General features: G+C 64.0%; 21 protein-coding genes and 1 pseudogene. 13 read left to right on the forward strand and 9 right to left on the reverse strand.

The features are described from left to right. Positions 1 to 73 precede the first annotated feature (73 nt). Complete coding sequence (locus RGUI_RS09840; protein WP_081532895.1) at positions 74 to 790, forward strand: hypothetical protein; 717 nt, start codon at positions 74 to 76, stop codon at positions 788 to 790. Positions 791 to 1,000: 210 nt separating this feature from the next. Beyond that, positions 1,001 to 1,792 (forward strand): Hint domain-containing protein, encoded by a 792-nt coding sequence (locus tag RGUI_RS09845; protein ID WP_081532896.1) that lies wholly within the window; start codon positions 1,001 to 1,003, stop codon positions 1,790 to 1,792. A 41-nt stretch (positions 1,793 to 1,833) separates the two neighbouring features. Here the strand turns inward: RGUI_RS09845 and RGUI_RS09850 are convergent, their stop codons facing one another. Then, a complete protein-coding gene (locus RGUI_RS09850) occupies positions 1,834 to 2,334 on the reverse strand; it encodes an Lrp/AsnC family transcriptional regulator (protein ID WP_081532897.1) in 501 nt (166 codons plus the stop codon). 193 nt (positions 2,335 to 2,527) lie between these two features. On the opposite strand from RGUI_RS09850, the gene trxB reads away from it, so the two are divergent. Together trxB and RGUI_RS09860 are read left to right on the forward strand one after the other, a co-directional pair. Beyond that, positions 2,528 to 3,469: a thioredoxin-disulfide reductase gene (gene trxB / locus RGUI_RS09855; protein ID WP_081532898.1), complete on the forward strand. Its 942-nt coding sequence runs from the start codon at positions 2,528 to 2,530 to the stop codon at positions 3,467 to 3,469. Positions 3,470 to 3,638: 169 nt separating this feature from the next. Beyond that, a complete protein-coding gene (locus RGUI_RS09860; protein ID WP_081532899.1) occupies positions 3,639 to 5,351 on the forward strand; it encodes a bifunctional sulfate adenylyltransferase/adenylylsulfate kinase in 1,713 nt (570 codons plus the stop codon). Between the two features lie 86 nt (positions 5,352 to 5,437). Here RGUI_RS09860 and RGUI_RS09865 read toward each other — a convergent pair whose 3' ends face one another. The 3 genes from RGUI_RS09865 to RGUI_RS09875 form a co-directional block, all read right to left on the reverse strand. Continuing rightward, a complete protein-coding gene (locus RGUI_RS09865) occupies positions 5,438 to 6,016 on the reverse strand; it encodes a DUF302 domain-containing protein (RefSeq protein WP_081532900.1) in 579 nt (192 codons plus the stop codon). Between the two features lie 125 nt (positions 6,017 to 6,141). Then, positions 6,142 to 6,369 (reverse strand): DUF1150 family protein, encoded by a 228-nt coding sequence (locus tag RGUI_RS09870; protein WP_081532901.1) that lies wholly within the window; start codon positions 6,367 to 6,369, stop codon positions 6,142 to 6,144. 19 nt (positions 6,370 to 6,388) lie between these two features. Next, a complete protein-coding gene (locus RGUI_RS09875; protein ID WP_081532902.1) occupies positions 6,389 to 6,802 on the reverse strand; it encodes an Hsp20 family protein in 414 nt (137 codons plus the stop codon). A gap of 172 nt (positions 6,803 to 6,974) precedes the next feature. Here RGUI_RS09875 and RGUI_RS09880 point away from each other — a divergent pair, with 172 nt between their 5' ends. From RGUI_RS09880 to RGUI_RS09895, 4 genes and pseudogenes are all read left to right on the forward strand, one after another. Continuing rightward, positions 6,975 to 7,193: a YdcH family protein gene (locus tag RGUI_RS09880; RefSeq protein WP_081532903.1), complete on the forward strand. Its 219-nt coding sequence runs from the start codon at positions 6,975 to 6,977 to the stop codon at positions 7,191 to 7,193. A gap of 47 nt (positions 7,194 to 7,240) precedes the next feature. Continuing rightward, positions 7,241 to 7,728: pseudogene (gene purE / locus RGUI_RS09885) on the forward strand (5-(carboxyamino)imidazole ribonucleotide mutase). Next, positions 7,721 to 8,797 (forward strand): 5-(carboxyamino)imidazole ribonucleotide synthase, encoded by a 1,077-nt coding sequence (locus RGUI_RS09890; protein WP_081532904.1) that lies wholly within the window; start codon positions 7,721 to 7,723, stop codon positions 8,795 to 8,797. The pseudogene purE and the gene RGUI_RS09890 overlap by 8 nt, the downstream one beginning before the upstream one ends. After that, positions 8,794 to 9,249: an NUDIX domain-containing protein gene (locus RGUI_RS09895; protein ID WP_081532905.1), complete on the forward strand. Its 456-nt coding sequence runs from the start codon at positions 8,794 to 8,796 to the stop codon at positions 9,247 to 9,249. The genes RGUI_RS09890 and RGUI_RS09895 overlap by 4 nt, the downstream gene beginning before the upstream one ends. A gap of 15 nt (positions 9,250 to 9,264) precedes the next feature. Here RGUI_RS09895 and RGUI_RS09900 read toward each other — a convergent pair whose 3' ends face one another. Then, a complete protein-coding gene (locus RGUI_RS09900) occupies positions 9,265 to 9,735 on the reverse strand; it encodes a GNAT family N-acetyltransferase (protein WP_081532906.1) in 471 nt (156 codons plus the stop codon). 247 nt (positions 9,736 to 9,982) lie between these two features. Between RGUI_RS09900 and RGUI_RS09905 the strand changes: the two genes are divergently transcribed. After that, the gene (locus RGUI_RS09905; RefSeq protein WP_081532907.1) at positions 9,983 to 10,753 is read left to right on the forward strand and encodes a sugar transferase; all 771 of its coding nucleotides are present in this window, start codon (positions 9,983 to 9,985) and stop codon (positions 10,751 to 10,753) included. Positions 10,754 to 10,770: 17 nt separating this feature from the next. Here the strand turns inward: RGUI_RS09905 and RGUI_RS09910 are convergent, their stop codons facing one another. Beyond that, positions 10,771 to 11,676: a polysaccharide deacetylase family protein gene (locus tag RGUI_RS09910; RefSeq protein ID WP_172841118.1), complete on the reverse strand. Its 906-nt coding sequence runs from the start codon at positions 11,674 to 11,676 to the stop codon at positions 10,771 to 10,773. Between the two features lie 246 nt (positions 11,677 to 11,922). Then, positions 11,923 to 12,753 (reverse strand): TIGR00730 family Rossman fold protein, encoded by an 831-nt coding sequence (locus tag RGUI_RS09915; RefSeq protein ID WP_081532909.1) that lies wholly within the window; start codon positions 12,751 to 12,753, stop codon positions 11,923 to 11,925. 90 nt (positions 12,754 to 12,843) lie between these two features. Here RGUI_RS09915 and dapD point away from each other — a divergent pair, with 90 nt between their 5' ends. The 4 genes from dapD to RGUI_RS09935 all read left to right on the forward strand — a co-directional run bounded on the left by dapD (position 12,844) and on the right by RGUI_RS09935 (position 15,823). Continuing rightward, on the forward strand, positions 12,844 to 13,671 hold the full coding sequence (gene dapD / locus RGUI_RS09920; protein WP_081532910.1) for a 2,3,4,5-tetrahydropyridine-2,6-dicarboxylate N-succinyltransferase: 828 nt from the start codon (positions 12,844 to 12,846) through the stop codon (positions 13,669 to 13,671). Then, positions 13,671 to 14,303, forward strand: a complete 633-nt coding sequence (locus tag RGUI_RS09925) for a LysE family translocator (RefSeq protein ID WP_081532911.1) — start codon at positions 13,671 to 13,673, stop codon at positions 14,301 to 14,303. The genes dapD and RGUI_RS09925 overlap by 1 nt, the downstream gene beginning before the upstream one ends. A 10-nt stretch (positions 14,304 to 14,313) precedes the next feature. Continuing rightward, entirely contained in the window at positions 14,314 to 14,670 is a 357-nt protein-coding gene (locus RGUI_RS09930; protein WP_081532912.1) for a hypothetical protein, read from the forward strand. An 88-nt stretch (positions 14,671 to 14,758) separates the two neighbouring features. After that, positions 14,759 to 15,823, forward strand: a complete 1,065-nt coding sequence (locus RGUI_RS09935; protein ID WP_081532913.1) for a glycerophosphodiester phosphodiesterase family protein — start codon at positions 14,759 to 14,761, stop codon at positions 15,821 to 15,823. Between the two features lie 82 nt (positions 15,824 to 15,905). Here RGUI_RS09935 and RGUI_RS09940 read toward each other — a convergent pair whose 3' ends face one another. Both RGUI_RS09940 and RGUI_RS09945 read right to left on the reverse strand, forming a co-directional pair. Beyond that, positions 15,906 to 16,199 (reverse strand): 4a-hydroxytetrahydrobiopterin dehydratase, encoded by a 294-nt coding sequence (locus tag RGUI_RS09940; RefSeq protein WP_081532914.1) that lies wholly within the window; start codon positions 16,197 to 16,199, stop codon positions 15,906 to 15,908. Continuing rightward, positions 16,196 to 17,383 carry a GNAT family N-acetyltransferase gene (locus RGUI_RS09945; RefSeq protein WP_081532915.1) on the reverse strand — a complete coding sequence of 396 codons (1,188 nt, stop codon included), beginning with the start codon at positions 17,381 to 17,383 and terminating at the stop codon, positions 16,196 to 16,198. Before RGUI_RS09945 ends, RGUI_RS09940 begins: the two co-directional genes overlap by 4 nt. Positions 17,384 to 17,421 lie beyond the last annotated feature (38 nt).

The raw sequence follows: 17,421 nt of genomic DNA on the forward strand, positions 1-17,421 counted from the left end.
CCAGACCATGTTCACGCAGGTTAACGCGCGATTAACCATTCCCGAAACAGTCTGCCCCCCGAAAGGAGCCGCGATGCGCCCGGTTTGGTATTTCACAATGGCGGCTGGCCTGTGCCTTGCCGGCACGACAACGGCCGATGCCGGCGCGTGGCTGCGCGAGGACGGAACCGGTGTGGTCTATCTGTCTTACGAGGCGATGGAGGATCGCGACTATGGCTCCACATGGGGCTACAGCACACTCTTCGGCGAATACGGCCTGTCGCCGCATCTTACGGTCGGGATCGACGCGGGCCGGGGCGACGGCCCGGACGACTGGAAGGCCAAGGTCTTCTTGCGAAGAGGCCAAGAGTTGGAGCGCCTGAACGGTCGCTATGCCCTCCAGCTTGGCATCGGGATCTCTGGCGCGCCCGGCGGTCTGCGCGAAACCCTGCTGCGCCCGGCGATCAGTTGGGGCAACAGCTTCGAAACCGGGCTGGGCTGGGCCTGGGTAAATGTCGACGCCGCTGGGGAATACCGGCTGACCCAAGGCACGGCCGCCGCCACGGCCGGATATGGCGTGGAAGCCACCTACAAGCTCGACATGGCCCTGGGTCTGACGACCGGCGCCCGCACGCAGATCATGGCAGAACTCCGGTCCGAATTCCCGCCCGGCGAAGGGCGCACCTTGCGCGCCGTGCCCTCGGTTTCGCGCCGGGTGTCCGGCAGGGTCTGGCTGCAACTCGGCGGCATTGTGGGGCTGGACGGCGACGACACCGCCGGGCTGCTGGTCGGCAGCCGGATCGAGTTCTGAGCACCACGGTGCGAATCACCGCCCCTGCAGAAATGTGTCGTTTACCGTCTTTCGCGAACAATCCCGGATTGATTGCAGGATAGCCCTGCGCAACCTGAACAAACTCGACCGCAATTTGACAGTCGGACGGCTCTGCGGCCAAGATACCCTCTGTCTTTCTGCACCGGTGGGGGCCTCCGCAGATGTGACCGGACTGGGAGGTTTGATCGCATGGTGTCCCACACCGACCCGGCAGGCTTTGCCGCGGCCATGGCGAAGGGCGCGTCCGCCCTTGGGCAAGCGCACGACGGCACACATCATTCGCTGTCACAGCCCCTGATGCGCCGCTACGAGATATCGGCACTCACCCCCGATGGGCAGGAGGTCTCTGCGACCCGCGGCCTGATTGCCGAACCGCTGATCGACGAGGCCTTTACCGCGTTCGCCCGCGGAACCCTGTTTACGACGACCGAAGGGCCGGTTGCCGTCGAAGACCTGTACCCCGGGATGATGCTGGATACCGCCGATGCCGGGCCGCAGCGCCTGTTGTGGGTCGGGTCCACCCTGCTTGCCCCACCGCGCGGGCCAGAGCCGCCCGAGACGCCCCTGCTGACGCGCATTTCGGCCGACAGTCTGGGGATCGGCCGGCCAATGCCGGACCTGGTGCTGGGCCCGCGCGCCCGGATGCTGGTCCGCTATCCCGGCTGCGCAACCGTTCTGAATTCCGACGCGGCCTTTGCACCGGCGTCCTCCTTCATCGACGGCGTGGCCTTTGTCGGCCTGAATGTGGTGCAACCGACGCGGGTCTATCACCTTGCGCTGGCGTCGCAGCACATCCTGCTGGCCAACGGGGTCGAGGTCGAAAGCTACCACCCCGGCGAAAACGTGCTGCCGCTGATGAACCGCGACAGCCTTGGCCGGTTCCTGTCGCTGTTTCCCCATCTGCAAAGCCATACCGGGTTCGGCACCATGGTCCTGCCCCGGCTGACCACGTTCGAGGCCGAACGGCTCAGCGCCGCCTGACAGCAGTTCGGGAACGGGCCGCAGGTCTTGCGGCCCCCGCCTCAGGCGGACCGGCCCAACCGTTCCTCCAGCACGTCGAAGGGCACGCCCGGTGCGTCCTTCGCGCAGCGGATCACAAGCGAGGTCTTTACGCTGACGACGTTTTCCGCCGCGGTCAGTTCCTCGGTCAGGAAGCTTTGAAAGGTGGACAGATCGGGGGCCACGCATTTCAGGATGAAGTCGACCTCGCCGTTCAGCATGTGGCACTCGCGCACCAAGGGCCAGTTGCGGCAGCGTTCCTCGAACTTGGACAGGTCCGCCTCCGCCTGGCTTTGCAGGCCGACCATGGCGAACACCTGAACTTCGAAGCCCAGTTCGCGGATGTCGACCTTGGCATGGTAGCCGCGGATATAACCGGCCTCTTCCAGCGTACGCACGCGCCGCAAACAGGGTGGCGCCGATATCCCCACGCGCCGGGCAAGTTCGACATTCGTCATGCGCCCGTCGGTCTGCAATTCGGACAGGATTTTCCGGTCGATTGCATCGAGTTTACTGCTGGGCATTCCTGCTTCCCCTGGAGTTTTGCGGATAATATGCGCACGGGCGAGGCATGCGCAATAATCTTTCACAGCCGCGCAAGATTTTAAACGCACCTCCGTCCGATGGCCCCGCGGCGATTGGGCACGCCGGGGCTTTCGCGTCTCCCCCCCCGCGCCTATATCGGGCGCGACACGGCGATTCAGCGAGGAGACAGCCATGGGCGACACCCGTCACTGCAAGGTTCTGATCATCGGCTCCGGCCCGGCGGGCTATACCGCGGCGGTCTATGCCTCGCGCGCGATGCTGGACCCGGTGCTGATCCAGGGCCTGCAACCCGGCGGACAGTTGACCATCACCACCGAGGTCGAGAACTGGCCCGGCGAGACCGAGATCCAGGGCCCCGACCTGATGCAGAAGATGGAGGCCCACGCCCGCGCCATGGGCGCCGATATCGTGTCCGATTACATCAGCAATCTGGACCTGTCCAAGCGCCCCTTTACCGCCACCGCCGACAGCGGCACGGTCTACACCTGCGATGCGCTGATCCTTGCCACGGGTGCTCAGGCGAAATGGCTGGGCCTGCCCACGGAAGAGAAATTCAAGGGCTTCGGCGTGTCGGCCTGTGCCACCTGCGACGGCTTCTTCTATCGCGGCCAGGAGGTCACGGTGATCGGCGGCGGCAACGCGGCCGTCGAAGAGGCCCTGTTTCTGACCAACTTCGCCTCGAAGGTCACGCTGGTGCACCGCCGGGACGAGTTGCGCGCCGAGAAGGTTCTGCAACACCGGCTGCTGAAGCACCCCAAGGTGGAGGTCGTCTGGGATCACGTGCTTGACGAGGTTCTGGGAACCGAGGACCCTCTGGGGGTGGAGGCCATCCGCGTGCGCCATGTCCACACCGGCGAGACGCGCGAAATCCCCTGCAAGGGGGTCTTCATCGCCATCGGCCATGCGCCGGCCTCGGAACTGGTGGTCGACCAGCTTGAGACGCATATGGGCGGATATGTGGTCACCCAGCCCGACAGCACCGCAACCTCCATCCCCGGTGTTTTCGCGGCCGGCGACCTGACCGACCATAAGTACCGGCAGGCGGTGACCTCCGCGGGCATGGGCTGCATGGCGGCGCTGGAAGCGGAACGGTTTCTGGCCGAGCAGGACTGACGGGCCCGGGCAGGATCCTGCGCGCCTGTTGCAGGCAAGCCCGAGTCTTTACCAGAATCCACAGCTATGGGTTGCGTCATGCTGCGGATGCAAGATATGGCGACCGCGCTGCGCACCGCGTTGTGTATTTTTATAATCCTATCCAGCAACCAGAGAATCAGGCGCCCCCATGTCCCAGCCCTATCTTGCCCCCGTTCCCGAACTCTATGTTTCCTATGAAAGCGCGCAGAAACTGAAGGCCGATGCCGCCGAACTGCCCAGCTGGGACCTGTCCCCGCGCCAGATCTGCGACCTGGAACTGCTGATGAATGGCGGGTTCAACCCGCTGAAGGGCTTCCTGAGCGAGGAAGACTACGACAGCGTGGTCGAAAAGATGCGGCTGGCCGACGGCACGCTTTGGCCGATGCCGATCACGCTGGATGTGTCCGAAGAATTCGCGCAGTCGATCGAACCGGGCCAGGACATCGCGCTGCGCGACCAGGAGGGCGTGATCCTCGCCATCCTCAGCGTCACCGACCGCTGGACGCCCAACAAGGCGCGCGAGGCCGAAAAGGTGTTCGGCGCCGACGATCTGGCCCATCCGGCCGTGAACTACCTGCACCACACCGCCGGCAAGGTTTACCTTGGCGGTCCCGTCACCGGCATCCAGCAGCCGGTGCACTACGATTTCCGCGGCCGCCGCGACACGCCGAATGAGCTGCGCGCCTATTTCCGCAAACTCGGCTGGCGCCGGATCGTGGCGTTCCAGACCCGCAACCCGCTGCACCGCGCGCACCAGGAACTGACCTTTCGTGCCGCGAAGGAAGCGCAGGCGAACCTGTTGATCCACCCGGTCGTCGGCATGACCAAACCGGGCGATGTCGACCACTTCACCCGCGTGCGCTGCTATGAGGCGGTGCTGGACAAGTACCCGCAGGCCACCACCACGATGAGCCTGCTGAATCTGGCGATGCGCATGGCCGGCCCGCGTGAGGCCGTCTGGCACGGGCTGATCCGCAAAAACCACGGCTGCACCCATTTCATCGTCGGCCGCGACCATGCGGGCCCGGGCAAGAACTCCGCCGGTGAAGACTTCTACGGCCCCTATGACGCGCAGGAATTGTTCCGCGAGCACGAGGCGGAAATCGGCCTCGAAATGGTCGACTTCAAGCATATGGTCTATGTGCAGGAGCGCGCCCAGTACGAACCCGCCGACGAGATCGAGGATGGCGTGACCGTCCTCAATATCTCTGGCACCGAACTGCGCCGCCGTCTGGCCGAGGGGCTGGAAATCCCCGACTGGTTCTCCTTCCCCGAGGTTGTGAACGAACTCCGCAAGACCCGCCCGCCGCGGTCGCAGCAGGGCTTTACCGTGTTCTTCACCGGCCTGTCCGGTTCGGGCAAATCGACCATCGCCAACGCGCTGATGGTCAAGCTGATGGAGATGGGCGGCCGCCCGGTGACGCTGCTGGATGGCGACGTGGTGCGCAAACACCTGTCGTCGGAACTCGGCTTCTCGAAAGAGCACCGCGACATCAACATCAAGCGGATCGGCTATGTCGCCTCCGAGATCACCAAGAACGGCGGTATCGCGATCTGCGCACCCATCGCGCCCTACACGGCCACCCGCCGCGCGGTACGCGAGATGATCGAGGCATACGGTGCCTTCTGCGAGGTGCATGTCGCAACCCCGCTGGAAGAGTGCGAAAAGCGCGACCGCAAGGGCCTCTACAAGCTGGCGCGCGAAGGCAAGATCAAGGAGTTCACGGGCATCTCCGACCCCTATGAGGCGCCCGAAAAGCCGGAACTCTGCGTCGACACCACCGGCGTCGACGTCGACAACTGCGCCCATCAGGTGCTGCTGAAACTGGAGCAGATGGGCCTGATCTCCGGCAGCTGGTAACCCCGGTTTCCAAGCGAACCTTGACGGGCCACGCACAACGCGTGGCCCGTTTGCGTTGCCATCCCAAATCGGAATGCGAGGCCCCCTCAGAAATCTCCGGTCGAGGCCTTGTCCAGAATGGCGAGTATGATGTCGCGGACGCGCTGGGCCTCTTCGCGCAGATCGTCGGGCAGCGGCCGGCCGCCATGAACCATCATGTCCATGTTGAGCGTGTAGAGCCAAAGCGCCCCCTCGCCATCCTCGACCAGCGTCACACGGCAGGGCAGATAGGCGGCGAAAGCCTCTGAATACTCGATCATCTTCGCCGCGGTCAGCGGGTTGCAGTAAAGATAGATCTTGAGCACCCGCCAGGGCTCTCCCCGCATCGCGGCGACCTCGTCGCCCAGGGGCAGCGTTCCGACAGCCTTGATGTTCATGTCATTCGCGACGGACTCGATCGACAGTTCGACATCGTCGAAGGTCAGCCCATCGGCCACCTTGCGCTTCCAGATCGTCGCCTCGGCGATATCGCCGGTCTCCAGCAGGGTCTGGGCCATGTCCCAGTAGATCGCCCCCGCCTTGCCATCGAGGCTGCGCATCGACGGCCCGAACATGACGGCGACAGCGACAAGCGCGATCACCGAGACGGCCCCGACAATCGCCAATAGGGTCTTGATAAATGACACGGCAGCGCCCTCCCTTGCGTTCCGGTCTGATGTCCGGAAATCTTAACGTCGGAGGGGCGATCCGGGCAACGATTCCGTCCCAGTCGGCGGCGGTTGCCCGGGTCAGGGTCGCAAACAGCGGTTTTTCAGTGAACATTCACCGGCGCAAGGTCGTTCTGGCGTGCCAGAACGAAGGCAAGACGGCGGTCGCTGACAAGGGCCAGCCGTTCGCCGCGCGCATCATGCAGGGCATAGACCTCATCCAGACCCTTGGCCTGCCCGCGCACGTCCTCGGGCAGATCTGCCACCTTTACCGGCCTGACATAGACGATCCGGTCGCCGCTTTCGGGCAGATTGTCGTATTTCGTATCCATGCAACGGCTCCCTTCTATCTCATGCTTTCCTAATCTGGATCGTTTGCAGCACGCTTTCCGGCACCGCACGCTTCAGATCGACATGCAGCAGACCATTTTCCATCGTGGCGCCCGACACTTCCACACCGTCGGCCAGCACGAAACTGCGGTGGAACTGCCGTGCCGCGATCCCGCGATGCAGGAACACACGGTCTTCGCCCTCGTCGGCCTGCCGTCCGCGGATCACAAGCTGGTTGTGCTCCACCGTGATCGAAAGATCGTCCTCGCGGAACCCGGCAACGGCCAGCGTGATCCGATAGCTCGTGTCCGATGTCTGCTCGATATTGAACGGGGGGTAGCCTTCGTTGCCGGACTTCGCCGTCCGCTCCACAAGGCGTTCGAGTTGCTCGAATCCCAGCAGATAGGGATGCGAACCAAGGGTCAGTTTCGTCATATGTGCAAGTCCTTGAACAAGCGACCTGAAAGAGTTCTCACCCCGCTTCTGCGGCGGCTTGCGACAAATATGGGCATACGTTTACCCCCTCGCAAGACCGGCTTCCCGGATGGCCCCAAAAAGGCTATGTTAACAGCCTACCATTAGACGGCGACTCACCCGTTGGAGACCCATGAACATTGCAAACACAATGAATTCCGAAGAGGTTCTGCGCGTGAAGCTGGAAGTTCTGCGGCGCGAACACCGCGATCTCGACGATGCGATCCGCGCGCTTCAGGAACGCGGCACCGGGGATTCCTTCACCCTGATGCGGCTGAAGAAACAGAAGCTTGCGCTCAAGGACCAGATCGCCCTGATTGAGGACGAGTTGACCCCCGACATCATTGCGTAGGCGCCCTGCCCGGCTATAGTGGCCGCTCATTGATCTGAGGGGACCACATGGCGGATATTCGCGTCGGGATCATCATGGGCAGCCAGTCGGACTGGCCCACCATGAAAGAGGCCGCGGACATTCTGGATGCGCTGGACGTACCGTATGAATCCCGCATCGTATCGGCCCACCGAACGCCGGACCGCCTGTGGGAGTATGGCCGCACCGCGGTGGAGCGGGGGCTTCAGGCGATCATCGCCGGGGCCGGGGGGCGGCGCATCTGCCGGGCATGATGGCGTCCAAGACACGGGTGCCGGTCATCGGGGTTCCGGTGCAGACGCGCGCGCTGTCCGGCGTGGACAGTCTTTATTCCATCGTGCAGATGCCCCGCGGGTTTCCCGTGGCCACCATGGCGATCGGCGCCGCAGGGGCAACCAATGCGGGCCTGATGGCCGCGGGCATCCTTGCCCTGAACGACCCGGCCCTTGCCGACCGGCTTGACCGCTGGCGCCGCGACCTGTCGGCCTCGATCCCCGAGGAGCCGGTCGATGACTGACCGGTTGGCCCCCGGCGCGCGGATCGGCATTCTCGGCGGCGGCCAGTTGGGGCGCATGCTGTCGGTGGCGGCCTCCCGTCTCGGCTTTGCCTGCCACATCTTCGAACCGGGTGCGGAACCGCCCGCCGGCCATGTCGCACACAAGGTCACGACCGCCCCCTACGACGACATCGCCGCCCTGACCGCCTTTGCCGAGGACGTCGATGTCGTCACCTATGAGTTCGAGAACATCCCCACCTCGGCCCTCGACGCGATCGAGGCCGTGGTGCCAATCCACCCCGGGCGGCAGGCCCTGGCCGTCAGCCAGGACCGGCTGACCGAAAAGACCTTTCTGACCGACCTGGGGCTGAAGACGGCCCCCTTTGCCGCGGTCGACAACGCCGACGATCTGGCCCGCGCCCTGCAGACCATCGGAACGCCCGCGATCCTGAAGACACGCCGGCTGGGCTATGACGGCAAGGGGCAGGCCCGCGTCGCCATACCCGACCATGCGCAATCGGCGCTTGACGCGATGAACGGGGCACCGGCCATTCTGGAAGGCTTTGTCGATTTCGCATGCGAGATCTCGGTGATCGCCGCCCGCAGCCTGACCGGAGAGGTCGCCTGTTTCGATCCCGGTGTGAACACCCACCGCGACGGCATCTTGCGCACCACCCATGTGCCGGCACCGCTATCGGGTGCCCAACGCACCGACGCCGTTCTTCTGGCTGGCCGCATCCTGAATGCCCTCGACTATGTCGGCGTGATGGGGGTGGAGTTGTTCGTCACCAGCGGCGGCCTCCTGGTCAACGAGATCGCGCCGCGGGTCCACAATTCGGGCCACTGGACGCAGGACGGCTGTGTCATCGACCAGTTCGAACAGCATATCCGGGCCATCGCCGGCTGGCCGCTGGGCGACGGCACCCGCCATTCCGACATCGAGATGGAAAACCTGATCGGCGATGACATGGACAAGGTGGCCCGCCTTGCCTCCCAACCCGATGTCGCCCTGCATCTTTATGGCAAGGCGGAAACGCGCGCCGGGCGCAAGATGGGCCATGCCAACCGCCGCCTTGGCCCGGCGGCGTGATCCCGACGCAGGGCAAAGGCCCGCGCCTTGCCGTGCGGGCGGTCATCTTGCACGAAGACCGGTTGCTTCTGGTCAATGCCTGGCCCGACGGGGTCAGCGACCTGTGGGGCGCACCGGGGGGCGGGGTCGAAACCGGAAGTTCCTTGCCCGACAACCTGCGCCGCGAGGTGCATGAGGAAACCGGGCTGCGGATCGATGTGGGCGCCCCTTGCCTTGTGAACGAATTTCACGACCCCGACCATGGCTACCATCAGGTCGATATCTTCTTCCGGGCCCGTATCGTTGATGGATCGCTGTCACCGGACTGGGCAGACCCCGCCGGTGTCGTAACGCAGCGGCGCTTCTTTGCGCAGTCCGACCTTGCGGGAATTCGGTTCAAGCCCGACAGCCTGCCAAGGGCCGCTTGGGGGCGGGGGCTGCTTTACGATCCGCTGGAACGCATCGTCCGATAGGGCTTGGATCAGCCGCTACACGCCGAAGGCGCTCGCATAGACCAGATGCTGTTCCGGCGGAGGGCCGGACGTGTCGGGTTCCCGCAGGGCCGTATGGTCCAGCGGAAAGGGCGACACAAGGTTCTGCGCGCGCGCGACCGAGAACCCGAAGCGCGCATAGTAGCCCGGATCGCCCAGAACAACGACGGGGCCATCGGCGACCCCAAGCGCGGCATGGATCAATCGCCCCCCCAGGCCCAGACCTTGCGATCCCGGTGCAACGGCCACGGGCGCCAGTGCCAGCCATCCCGCCGGGGCCTTCATGTGGACCAGCGCGAGATAGGCCCGGATCTCCTCCTTGTCATTGGCGATGACAAGTTCCCGCGCCATGGCCTTTTCCGATCGGAGGGCTTCTACCAGCCGCGCTTCGTCGGGCTGCCTGAAGGCCTCTTCCAAGAGGGAGGAGATGGCACGGTAGTCGGTTGCTGTCGCGGGTCGAATCGTCATGTTTGCAACGTATCAATCCCGGGCGCCGGCCAACAGACCGAGCGCGTCCGATGGCACCGCAACGGGCCGTCTTGTGTCAGATCGTCGCCCTGCCGCAATGCCGGAAATTTGGGCAAAAATCGGGCACTGGTCGCCACAGCTTTGCCAAGAAGCTTCCTCGAATCGATCCGATATGTTAATAATTCCCTGACGTTGATCGAATTCACTAAGCTTGAAGTGTCCAAGCGTTTTGCTTGAGGGGAATGGCATGAAACATTTTTCGGATCCGGTTGCTGCCGGAGTCGTCCATGGGTTCGAAGGGGTAGAACCAGCGACGGAATACGGGACAGACAGAGAGAGGACATCATTCGGACATTGGGTAGAGCGCGGCTTCGCCGCCATTGTGGTTCTGATGCTGCTGCCGCTTATGTCCTCCATCGCTCTTGTGAGCATCCTCGGCGGTCAAAAGCCGATTTTCTTCCAAAAACGCGTCGGCCAGTATGGTCGTGACTTCTGCATCTTCAAGTTTCGGACCATTCCCGACGGCGGATGGCAGTTGGCCGAGCTCAAAGCCACCCATTCCCGCGTTGCCCGTATCCGCCTCGGCCTGTTTGGCAAAATCTCCGCAATTCTGCGTGCCACCGGTCTGGATGAATTGCCCCAGTTCGTGAACATCATGCGAGGCGATATGCGCCTGATTGGCCCTCGACCGCTGATGCGCGAAGATTTCATGGCCCTTCCCGAGGCGCGCGCCGCGCGCTGTGCGGTTCCGCCGGGGATCACCGGCCTCGCGCAGGTGAATGGCGGTCAGGATCTTGACCCCGCCTCGAAGCTGGCCCTCGATATCTACTTCATTGACCATGCATCCTTCGCCATGACGGCAGAAATCGTTGCGCGCACATTCTGCCGCCTGACTGGCATCACGATCGCGATCTCGTCCACCAATCAGTGTGATCTGGCCAAGGCGATGCAGAATCTGTCGTCCAAGGCGCCGCGCCGGGAGATCAACCAGCGTCAGGAAATCGCGTCGGCCGCCTGATCGGCGCCCGGCCCGTTTCAGACCTTTACAAGAACTTGTGGCGCCGCTTCCCGAAAGGAACGCGGCGCTTTCGCTTCGCGGGCAAGAAGAAGAACGTTCTCGCAGGTGTCGAAAGCAAAGTTGTCCAGCAAGGCGCGAAACTTGCTCATCGTGGATGCGAGACCGACCCGCGTCTTGAACTTCCGCGCCATCGACATCGGCACATGCGGCCGGTCGGTGGCGAAGTCTGCCGGGTGGAGATAGACAACCGCCGGACGGCCCTCGGCATTCATGCGCTTTATGCTTTGCCGGATCAGCGGCTCAGGCAGCAGGCGCAAGTAGCCGCCCCCGGAGAACCCGATACGTTGCCCGAGGATCCGTGTGATGCTCATCGGCAGTTCAGGGATCTTTCGGCCGCTCGGGGCCGTGAACATGTGCCGGTCCAGCGGACAGGGGTAACCACCATGCGCCCGCGGCGCCGGAAACAGGCTGGCATCGTAAACGAGCCCGGCATCCAGAAGCACGTCGAAGGCCCATTCGCTGCCCGGCGTGATCGAGAACGAAGGCGCGCGAAACCCGCGCGGCCGCACACCGGACGCCGTCCCGATCGCCTCGATCGAACGGTCGAGGTCGGCGGCAAACTCCTCTGGCGTCAGGGTGTTCACGGTCCGATGCCAATAGGAATGCGTCGAAATCTCGTGCCCGCGATCGGCGATATCCTTGATCACATGCGGGTACTTGTCGGCGATCCAGCCAACCACGAAGAAGCTTGCCCGCACACCTTTCTCTTCCAGGGTATCGAGGATCTCCATCGTGCGCCGTTCGAGGATCGACGGAAGCGCATCCCACGTCGCCGGGTCGTCCACACCTGCGATTCCCACCATGTGGAACCAGTCCTCAATATCGAAGGACAGGGCGTTGACGACTGCGGTACTGCGTTCCATGGGAAACATGCCCTCTGAAAATATGTTTATGGTTCCATCGCAGGGCGCGAAACCAAAAGGTTTATAGAAGCACAATTAGACATTGTCAGGGCATAGGCTACCCTATTTCCAATCGTTCACGCAGTCGCTATCGACGCAACCCGGAAAAATGGGCAGGTTTGGGCAAATTCGTGCCTTTTTGCCCGAAGACGGCCATATTTCGCCGGCTTACAGGCGGTCGGCCTTGGCCAGGGGACTGCCGCCCCCTCAGCCGCGCGACTCCGTTTCATGCGACCAGTTTTCGATCACCTGCACCGCCTCCTCGGCCGTCTCGACATAGGTGAAGAGCGACAGGTCCCGTTTCGAAATCGTCCCCGCCTCTGCCAACGCCTCCCAGTTGATCACACTCTCCCAGAAGCGGCGCCCGAACAGGAGGAACGGAACCGGGTCCATGCGCCGGGTCTGGATCAGGGTCAGGGCCTCGAACATCTCGTCCAACGTTCCGAACCCGCCGGGAAAGATCGCGATGGCCGAGGCGCGCAGCAGGAAGTGCATCTTGCGCATCGCGAAGTAGTGGAAATTGAAACACAGGTCCGGCGTGACATAGGGATTGGGCTGCTGTTCATGGGGCAGGACGATATTCAGCCCGATGGACACGCCGCCCGCATCGGCCGCGCCGCGGTTGCCCGCCTCCATCACGCCGGGGCCGCCGCCGGTGACGATCACATGCTCCAGCCGCTCGCCGGTCTGTCCCTTCTGCGTCATCAGCCGGGCGAATTCCCGTGCCTCGCCATAGTAGCGGGTCAACTCCGCAAGCGTCCGGGTGGCGGCCTTGTCCCGATTACGCGGGGCGGGGATGCGTGCGCCACCAAACAGCACGATGGTGCTTTCGATCCCGTAGTCGCGCATCATCAGGTCGGGCTTCAGCAGTTCAAGCTGAAGCCGCACCGCCCGCAACTCGTCCCGGCACAGAAAATCCGGATCGGCAAAGGCCAGCCGGTAAGACGGCGACCGCGTCTGGGGGGTGTCCGGAATGTCGCGCGCCGTCCGGATGTCGTGCTGGGCGTCGCGGAACGGGCGGCCTGAATCGTCATTCATGGGGCAGCTTGCCTTGCATTGCGCCGGTTGTGTTCTGCGTCTATAGCGTCTCGCCAAGCGAAACCATAAACCTTTTGCGAGGGGATCCGCATGTCCAACGCCCAGCTCGAAGCCGCCATCGAAGCCGCATGGGAGGCCCGCGACACGATCACGCCCGCGACCGGCGGCGAGACGCGCGAGGCCATCGAGGACACCCTGAACGCCCTTGACCGGGGTGAGTTGCGGGTGGCCGAAAAGCTGGAAAGCGGCGACTGGCATGTCAATCAATGGGCGAAAAAGGCGGTGCTGCTGGGCTTCCGCCTGAAGGACATGGAGAGCCAGGACGGCGGCCCGCAGGGCGGCCATTGGTGGGACAAGGTCGACAGCAAGTTCAAGGGCTGGGGCGACAATGAATGGGGTGCTGCGGGCTTCCGCGCCGTGCCCAACTGTATCGTCCGCAAATCCGCCTTTATCGCGCCGAATGTCGTGCTGATGCCGTCCTTCGTCAATCTCGGCGCCTATGTGGACGAGGGCACGATGGTCGACACCTGGGCCACCGTCGGCTCGTGCGCGCAAATCGGCAAGAACGTGCATCTGTCGGGCGGCGTCGGCATCGGCGGCGTGCTGGAACCGATGCAGGCCGGCCCGACGATCATCGAGGACAACTGCTTCATCGGCGCCCGGTCCGAGGTCGTCGAGGGCTGCATCGTGCGCGAAGGCTCGGTCCTGGGGATGGGCGTGTTCATCGGCAAATCGACCAAGATCGTCGACCGCGAGACCGGAGAGGTCATGTATGGCGAGGTGCCGCCCTATTCCGTCGTGGTCTCGGGATCGATGCCGTCCAAGGGCGGCGTGAACCTCTATTGCGCGGTCATCGTGAAACGGGTGGATGCGCAGACCCGGTCCAAGACCGGCATCAACGACCTTCTCAGGGACTGATGTTCGACTATTCGCTCGCCCACTGGCTGGCGTTCGGCACGGCGGCGGTTCTCTTGAACCTGTCGCCCGGGCCGGACCTTGCCTTCATTCTTGGCAAGGTGGCGCAAGGCGGGCGGCGCGCGGGATTTGCCGCGATGTTCGGGATCTGGACGGGCGCGACGGTCCATGTCGCGCTTGCCGCGGCGGGTCTGTCGGTCCTCATCGCCTCATCGCAGGTGGGCTTTTCCATCGTGAAATGGGTCGGCGCGGCGTATCTGGTCTGGCTGGGCGTACAGGCGTTCCGCGCCCAGGGCAGCGGCCTGCGGGTCACGGACCTGCCCAAGGTCTCGCTCTGGAAGACCTTCCGCGATGGGGCCCTGGTGAATATCATGAACCCGAAGATGGCGGTGTTCATGATGGCCTTTCTGCCGCAGTTCGTGGTGCCCGGGGCGGGGCCGGTGGCCGCGCAACTCGCGCTCCATGGCGTGTTGATCATCGCGGCGGCGGCTGTGATCGAACCCCTTGCGATCGTGCTGGGCGATGCTGCGATGGGCCGCGTGCGGCGCTCTCGCCGGGCCGCGATCTGGATGGAACGGGCACTGGGCGGGCTGTTCATCGCGTTGGGTGTTCGCCTTGCCAGCGAAAAGCTCTGAGGAACAGTCGATGAAAGACAAGCCGGAAGAGCCAAAGCCGCGCCGCGCGCAACAGGTCTTCACCCTTGTGGTGGAGGTCGGCCGCAAGCCCGAGGATGGCCTGCCCGAGGGCGCGACGGGCGCGGGGCTGATCTGCTATGCCGCCGGACGGGATGAGGCAGAGGCAGTCCGTGAAACGGTGGCCGTCTTAAAACAGGCGGGCCTTGCACCGCTTGACGTCACCGGCCACGGCACCGCGGACGAAATGAGGGCACAAGGCTTCGAAATCGGCGAAGAGGAAGCGGTGTTGATGGCCCGTGCCCTGGAAGAAAACGCAGTGATCGTCGCGCAGATGGAACCGTTTTTCGGCGAAGACGGGACTGAGTGAGCGCAGATGCGCCCGCTGTCACGACGCCGTTAACAAACTCGGGGAAGAGGGGCAGGTCGGCAAACGCCCCAAAGCCCGAGGAGTCAGAATGCCCCGCTTCATCCCAGCCGCTGCCACGCTCGCCATCTGCGGTCTCACAGCGCCCTGCGCCATCGCTGCGACGGTGTCATGGCAAACCCTGTCCGGCGACGCACCGATTGTGATCGGCCATCGCGGTGCCGCCGCCTATCTTCCCGAGGATACGATCGGCGGGAACGAACTGGCCGCAACGATGGGCGCGCAATATGTCGAAACCGACGTGCAACTGACGCGCGACGGGCAACTCGTCGTCATGCATGATGAAACGCTTGACCGCACGACCAATGTCGAGGATCTGTTCGCGCCCCGGAACGGTGGCTATGCGGTCGCGGATTTCGACCTTGCAGAAATCCAGATGCTGACGGCAGAACCGACCGGCCTGGCATCGGACACCTATCCGGGCTTCACGCCCCGGGCCGCCGATCCCTACCGGGTTCCGTCGCTGGCCGAGATGCTGGACGCACTGAACGCCTATAACCTGGCGACCGGCAGCGATGTCGGCATCCTTGTCGAGGTCAAGGGAGCCTACAGTGAAGAGGCCAACAAGCTGGCGGTGGAAACCCTGATCGAAAAGGGCTTCACCTCCGGCGCGATGCCCGGTTCGGTGCAGTCCTTCAACCTTGAGAATGTCGAGGAAATGGCCGGCCTGATCGCAGCGGCCGGCGCCGATATCGACCTCTTTCAGCTCGGTGGCGCGGGCTATGCCTACGGCCAATGGTTCGTCGGCCCGGCCGTCGACGACCTCCGCCCGCTCAGCCTTCTGGCAACCTATGTCGACGGGATCGCGATCCTCGACAGCTATATCAGCGAAGAGCTGATCGAAGCCGCCCACGGATATGGACTTGAGGTCTATGGCTGGACCTTCCGCCCCGCCGACGAGGCCGACGCGGATACGATGACGGCCCCCTATCTGGCGTGGGGGCTGGACGGTTTCATCACCGATAACACCGATCTCATTCTGGCGGCCATTTCCAGCTATGGGATTGCCGCTGTACCACTGCCGGCCACGCTGCCGATGGCGCTGGCCGGGATGGCGGGTTTCGGTCTGGCTGCGCGCCGCCGTCGCAAGGGCTGATCCAACCTTCGGGCCGCCGGCATCCCGCCGGCGGTTCCCGGCGCGATGCAAACTCGACCGCTGTCAGGCGCGCCGCATCCTGTCAGACCAGACCGTCGATGCGCCTCGCCAGTTCGATATCCTTCATCGACAGTCCACCGGCATCATGGGTGGTCAGCGTCACCTCAACGGTCTTGTAGACATTCGACCATTCCGGGTGGTGGTCCAGCTTTTCCGCCCAGAGCGCCACGCGCGTCATGAAGCCGAATGCCGACACGAAATCGGCAAAGACGAAGGTCCGGCAAATGGCGTCCCGCCCGTCGACCATCGCCCAGCCGCAGTCATGCAGGGCCTCCAAATCGGTCTCGCGCTGCACCTCGGTCAAGGGGGCGGTCATGGCTGCTCCTCGTTATGGACTTTCCGGAAGGGGCCGTAGTCGGTCAGCACTTCGATTTCTTCCTCCACCGCGCCGCGTTCGGCGACCAGATACCGGTCAACGGCCGCGCGCAGACCGGGGTCGGCGATCCAGTGCAAGGAATGGGTCTGCACCGGCAGGTAACCGCGGGCGAGCTTGTGGGTGCCTTGCGCCCCGGCCTCGACCGTCTCCAGCCCGTGGGCGATGGCATAGTCGATGGCCTGATAATAGCAGCACTCGAAATGCAGGCAGGGGTGGTCCTCTAGACAGCCCCAGTAGCGGCCGTAAAGCCGCGTTCGCCCGATGACGTTCAGCGCACCCGCCACGGGTTCGCCCTTGCGCATGGCCAAGACCAACAGGATGTCATCGCGCAAGGTATCCTGCGCCCGGTCAAAGAACGCCCGCGTCAGATAGGGCGTGCCCCATTTGCGCATGCCCGTGTCCTGATAGAAATGCCAGAACGCCTCCCAATGGGCGGGCGTGATGGCGTCGCCGGTCAGTTGCACGATCTCACCGCCGAAACCCTTCGCCGTTGCCCGCTCCTTGCGGATATTCTTTCGCTTGCGCGAGGACAGGTCGGACAGGAACGCATCGAAATCGGGATAGTCGCGGTTTTCCCAATGGAATTGTTGGGAAACCCGGTGCATCAGGCCCATCGCCGCGCCGGCGTCGGCTTCCTCTTCCGTGCAAAAGGTAATGTGGACCGATGACGCCCCGCCCTGCGCGGCCAGTTGCACCGCCCCCTGAACCAGCGCCGCCTGACCGAGCTCGGCCTTGTCCGGACGTACCAGGAACCGCCGGCCGGTTGCGGGGGTGAACGGCACCGCGATCTGGAGCTTGGGGTAATAGCGCCCCCCGGCGCGTTCGTACGCATGGGCCCAGTTGTGGTCGAAGACGTATTCCCCCTGGCTGTGGGTCTTCTGGTAGAGCGGCGCGACGCCGATCACCGCGCCCATCCGCCGGGCAACAAGGTATTTCGGCGTCCAGCCCGTCCCCGGCCCGACCGATCCGCTGTCCTCCAGCGCCATCAGAAAGCGGTAGGTGGTGAACGGGTCCTCCGGGCGCCCGCCGTGTGCGGCCTCCGGGCAGGCACAGGCATCCCAGTCGGCCGCGCCGATCTGCGACAGCGATGTCAGCACCTCGATCTCAACGGCTTCGGCGTCCATGGCCCACCTCCTTTGGCGAAGCAGATGGGTCGGTGCGC

The organism is Rhodovulum sp. P5 (assembly GCF_002079305.1).
Classification (GTDB): Bacteria; Pseudomonadota; Alphaproteobacteria; order Rhodobacterales; family Rhodobacteraceae; genus Rhodovulum.

Bases quoted from the DNA above. Each gene is read 5' to 3' on its own strand.
- RGUI_RS09840 (WP_081532895.1), top strand. From the start codon at position 74: ATGCGCCCGGTTTGGTATTTCACAATGGCGGCTGGCCTGTGCCTTGCC.
- RGUI_RS09845 (WP_081532896.1), top strand. From the start codon at position 1,001: ATGGTGTCCCACACCGACCCGGCAGGCTTTGCCGCGGCCATGGCGAAG.
- RGUI_RS09850 (WP_081532897.1), bottom strand. From the start codon at position 2,334: ATGCCCAGCAGTAAACTCGATGCAATCGACCGGAAAATCCTGTCCGAA.
- trxB (WP_081532898.1), top strand. From the start codon at position 2,528: ATGGGCGACACCCGTCACTGCAAGGTTCTGATCATCGGCTCCGGCCCG.
- RGUI_RS09860 (WP_081532899.1), top strand. From the start codon at position 3,639: ATGTCCCAGCCCTATCTTGCCCCCGTTCCCGAACTCTATGTTTCCTAT.
- RGUI_RS09870 (WP_081532901.1), bottom strand. From the start codon at position 6,369: ATGGATACGAAATACGACAATCTGCCCGAAAGCGGCGACCGGATCGTC.
- RGUI_RS09875 (WP_081532902.1), bottom strand. From the start codon at position 6,802: ATGACGAAACTGACCCTTGGTTCGCATCCCTATCTGCTGGGATTCGAG.
- RGUI_RS09880 (WP_081532903.1), top strand. From the start codon at position 6,975: ATGAACATTGCAAACACAATGAATTCCGAAGAGGTTCTGCGCGTGAAG.
- RGUI_RS09890 (WP_081532904.1), top strand. From the start codon at position 7,721: ATGACTGACCGGTTGGCCCCCGGCGCGCGGATCGGCATTCTCGGCGGC.
- RGUI_RS09900 (WP_081532906.1), bottom strand. From the start codon at position 9,735: ATGACGATTCGACCCGCGACAGCAACCGACTACCGTGCCATCTCCTCC.
- RGUI_RS09905 (WP_081532907.1), top strand. From the start codon at position 9,983: ATGAAACATTTTTCGGATCCGGTTGCTGCCGGAGTCGTCCATGGGTTC.
- RGUI_RS09910 (WP_172841118.1), bottom strand. From the start codon at position 11,676: ATGGAACGCAGTACCGCAGTCGTCAACGCCCTGTCCTTCGATATTGAG.
- RGUI_RS09915 (WP_081532909.1), bottom strand. From the start codon at position 12,753: ATGAATGACGATTCAGGCCGCCCGTTCCGCGACGCCCAGCACGACATC.
- dapD (WP_081532910.1), top strand. From the start codon at position 12,844: ATGTCCAACGCCCAGCTCGAAGCCGCCATCGAAGCCGCATGGGAGGCC.
- RGUI_RS09925 (WP_081532911.1), top strand. From the start codon at position 13,671: ATGTTCGACTATTCGCTCGCCCACTGGCTGGCGTTCGGCACGGCGGCG.
- RGUI_RS09930 (WP_081532912.1), top strand. From the start codon at position 14,314: ATGAAAGACAAGCCGGAAGAGCCAAAGCCGCGCCGCGCGCAACAGGTC.
- RGUI_RS09935 (WP_081532913.1), top strand. From the start codon at position 14,759: ATGCCCCGCTTCATCCCAGCCGCTGCCACGCTCGCCATCTGCGGTCTC.
- RGUI_RS09940 (WP_081532914.1), bottom strand. From the start codon at position 16,199: ATGACCGCCCCCTTGACCGAGGTGCAGCGCGAGACCGATTTGGAGGCC.
- RGUI_RS09945 (WP_081532915.1), bottom strand. From the start codon at position 17,383: ATGGACGCCGAAGCCGTTGAGATCGAGGTGCTGACATCGCTGTCGCAG.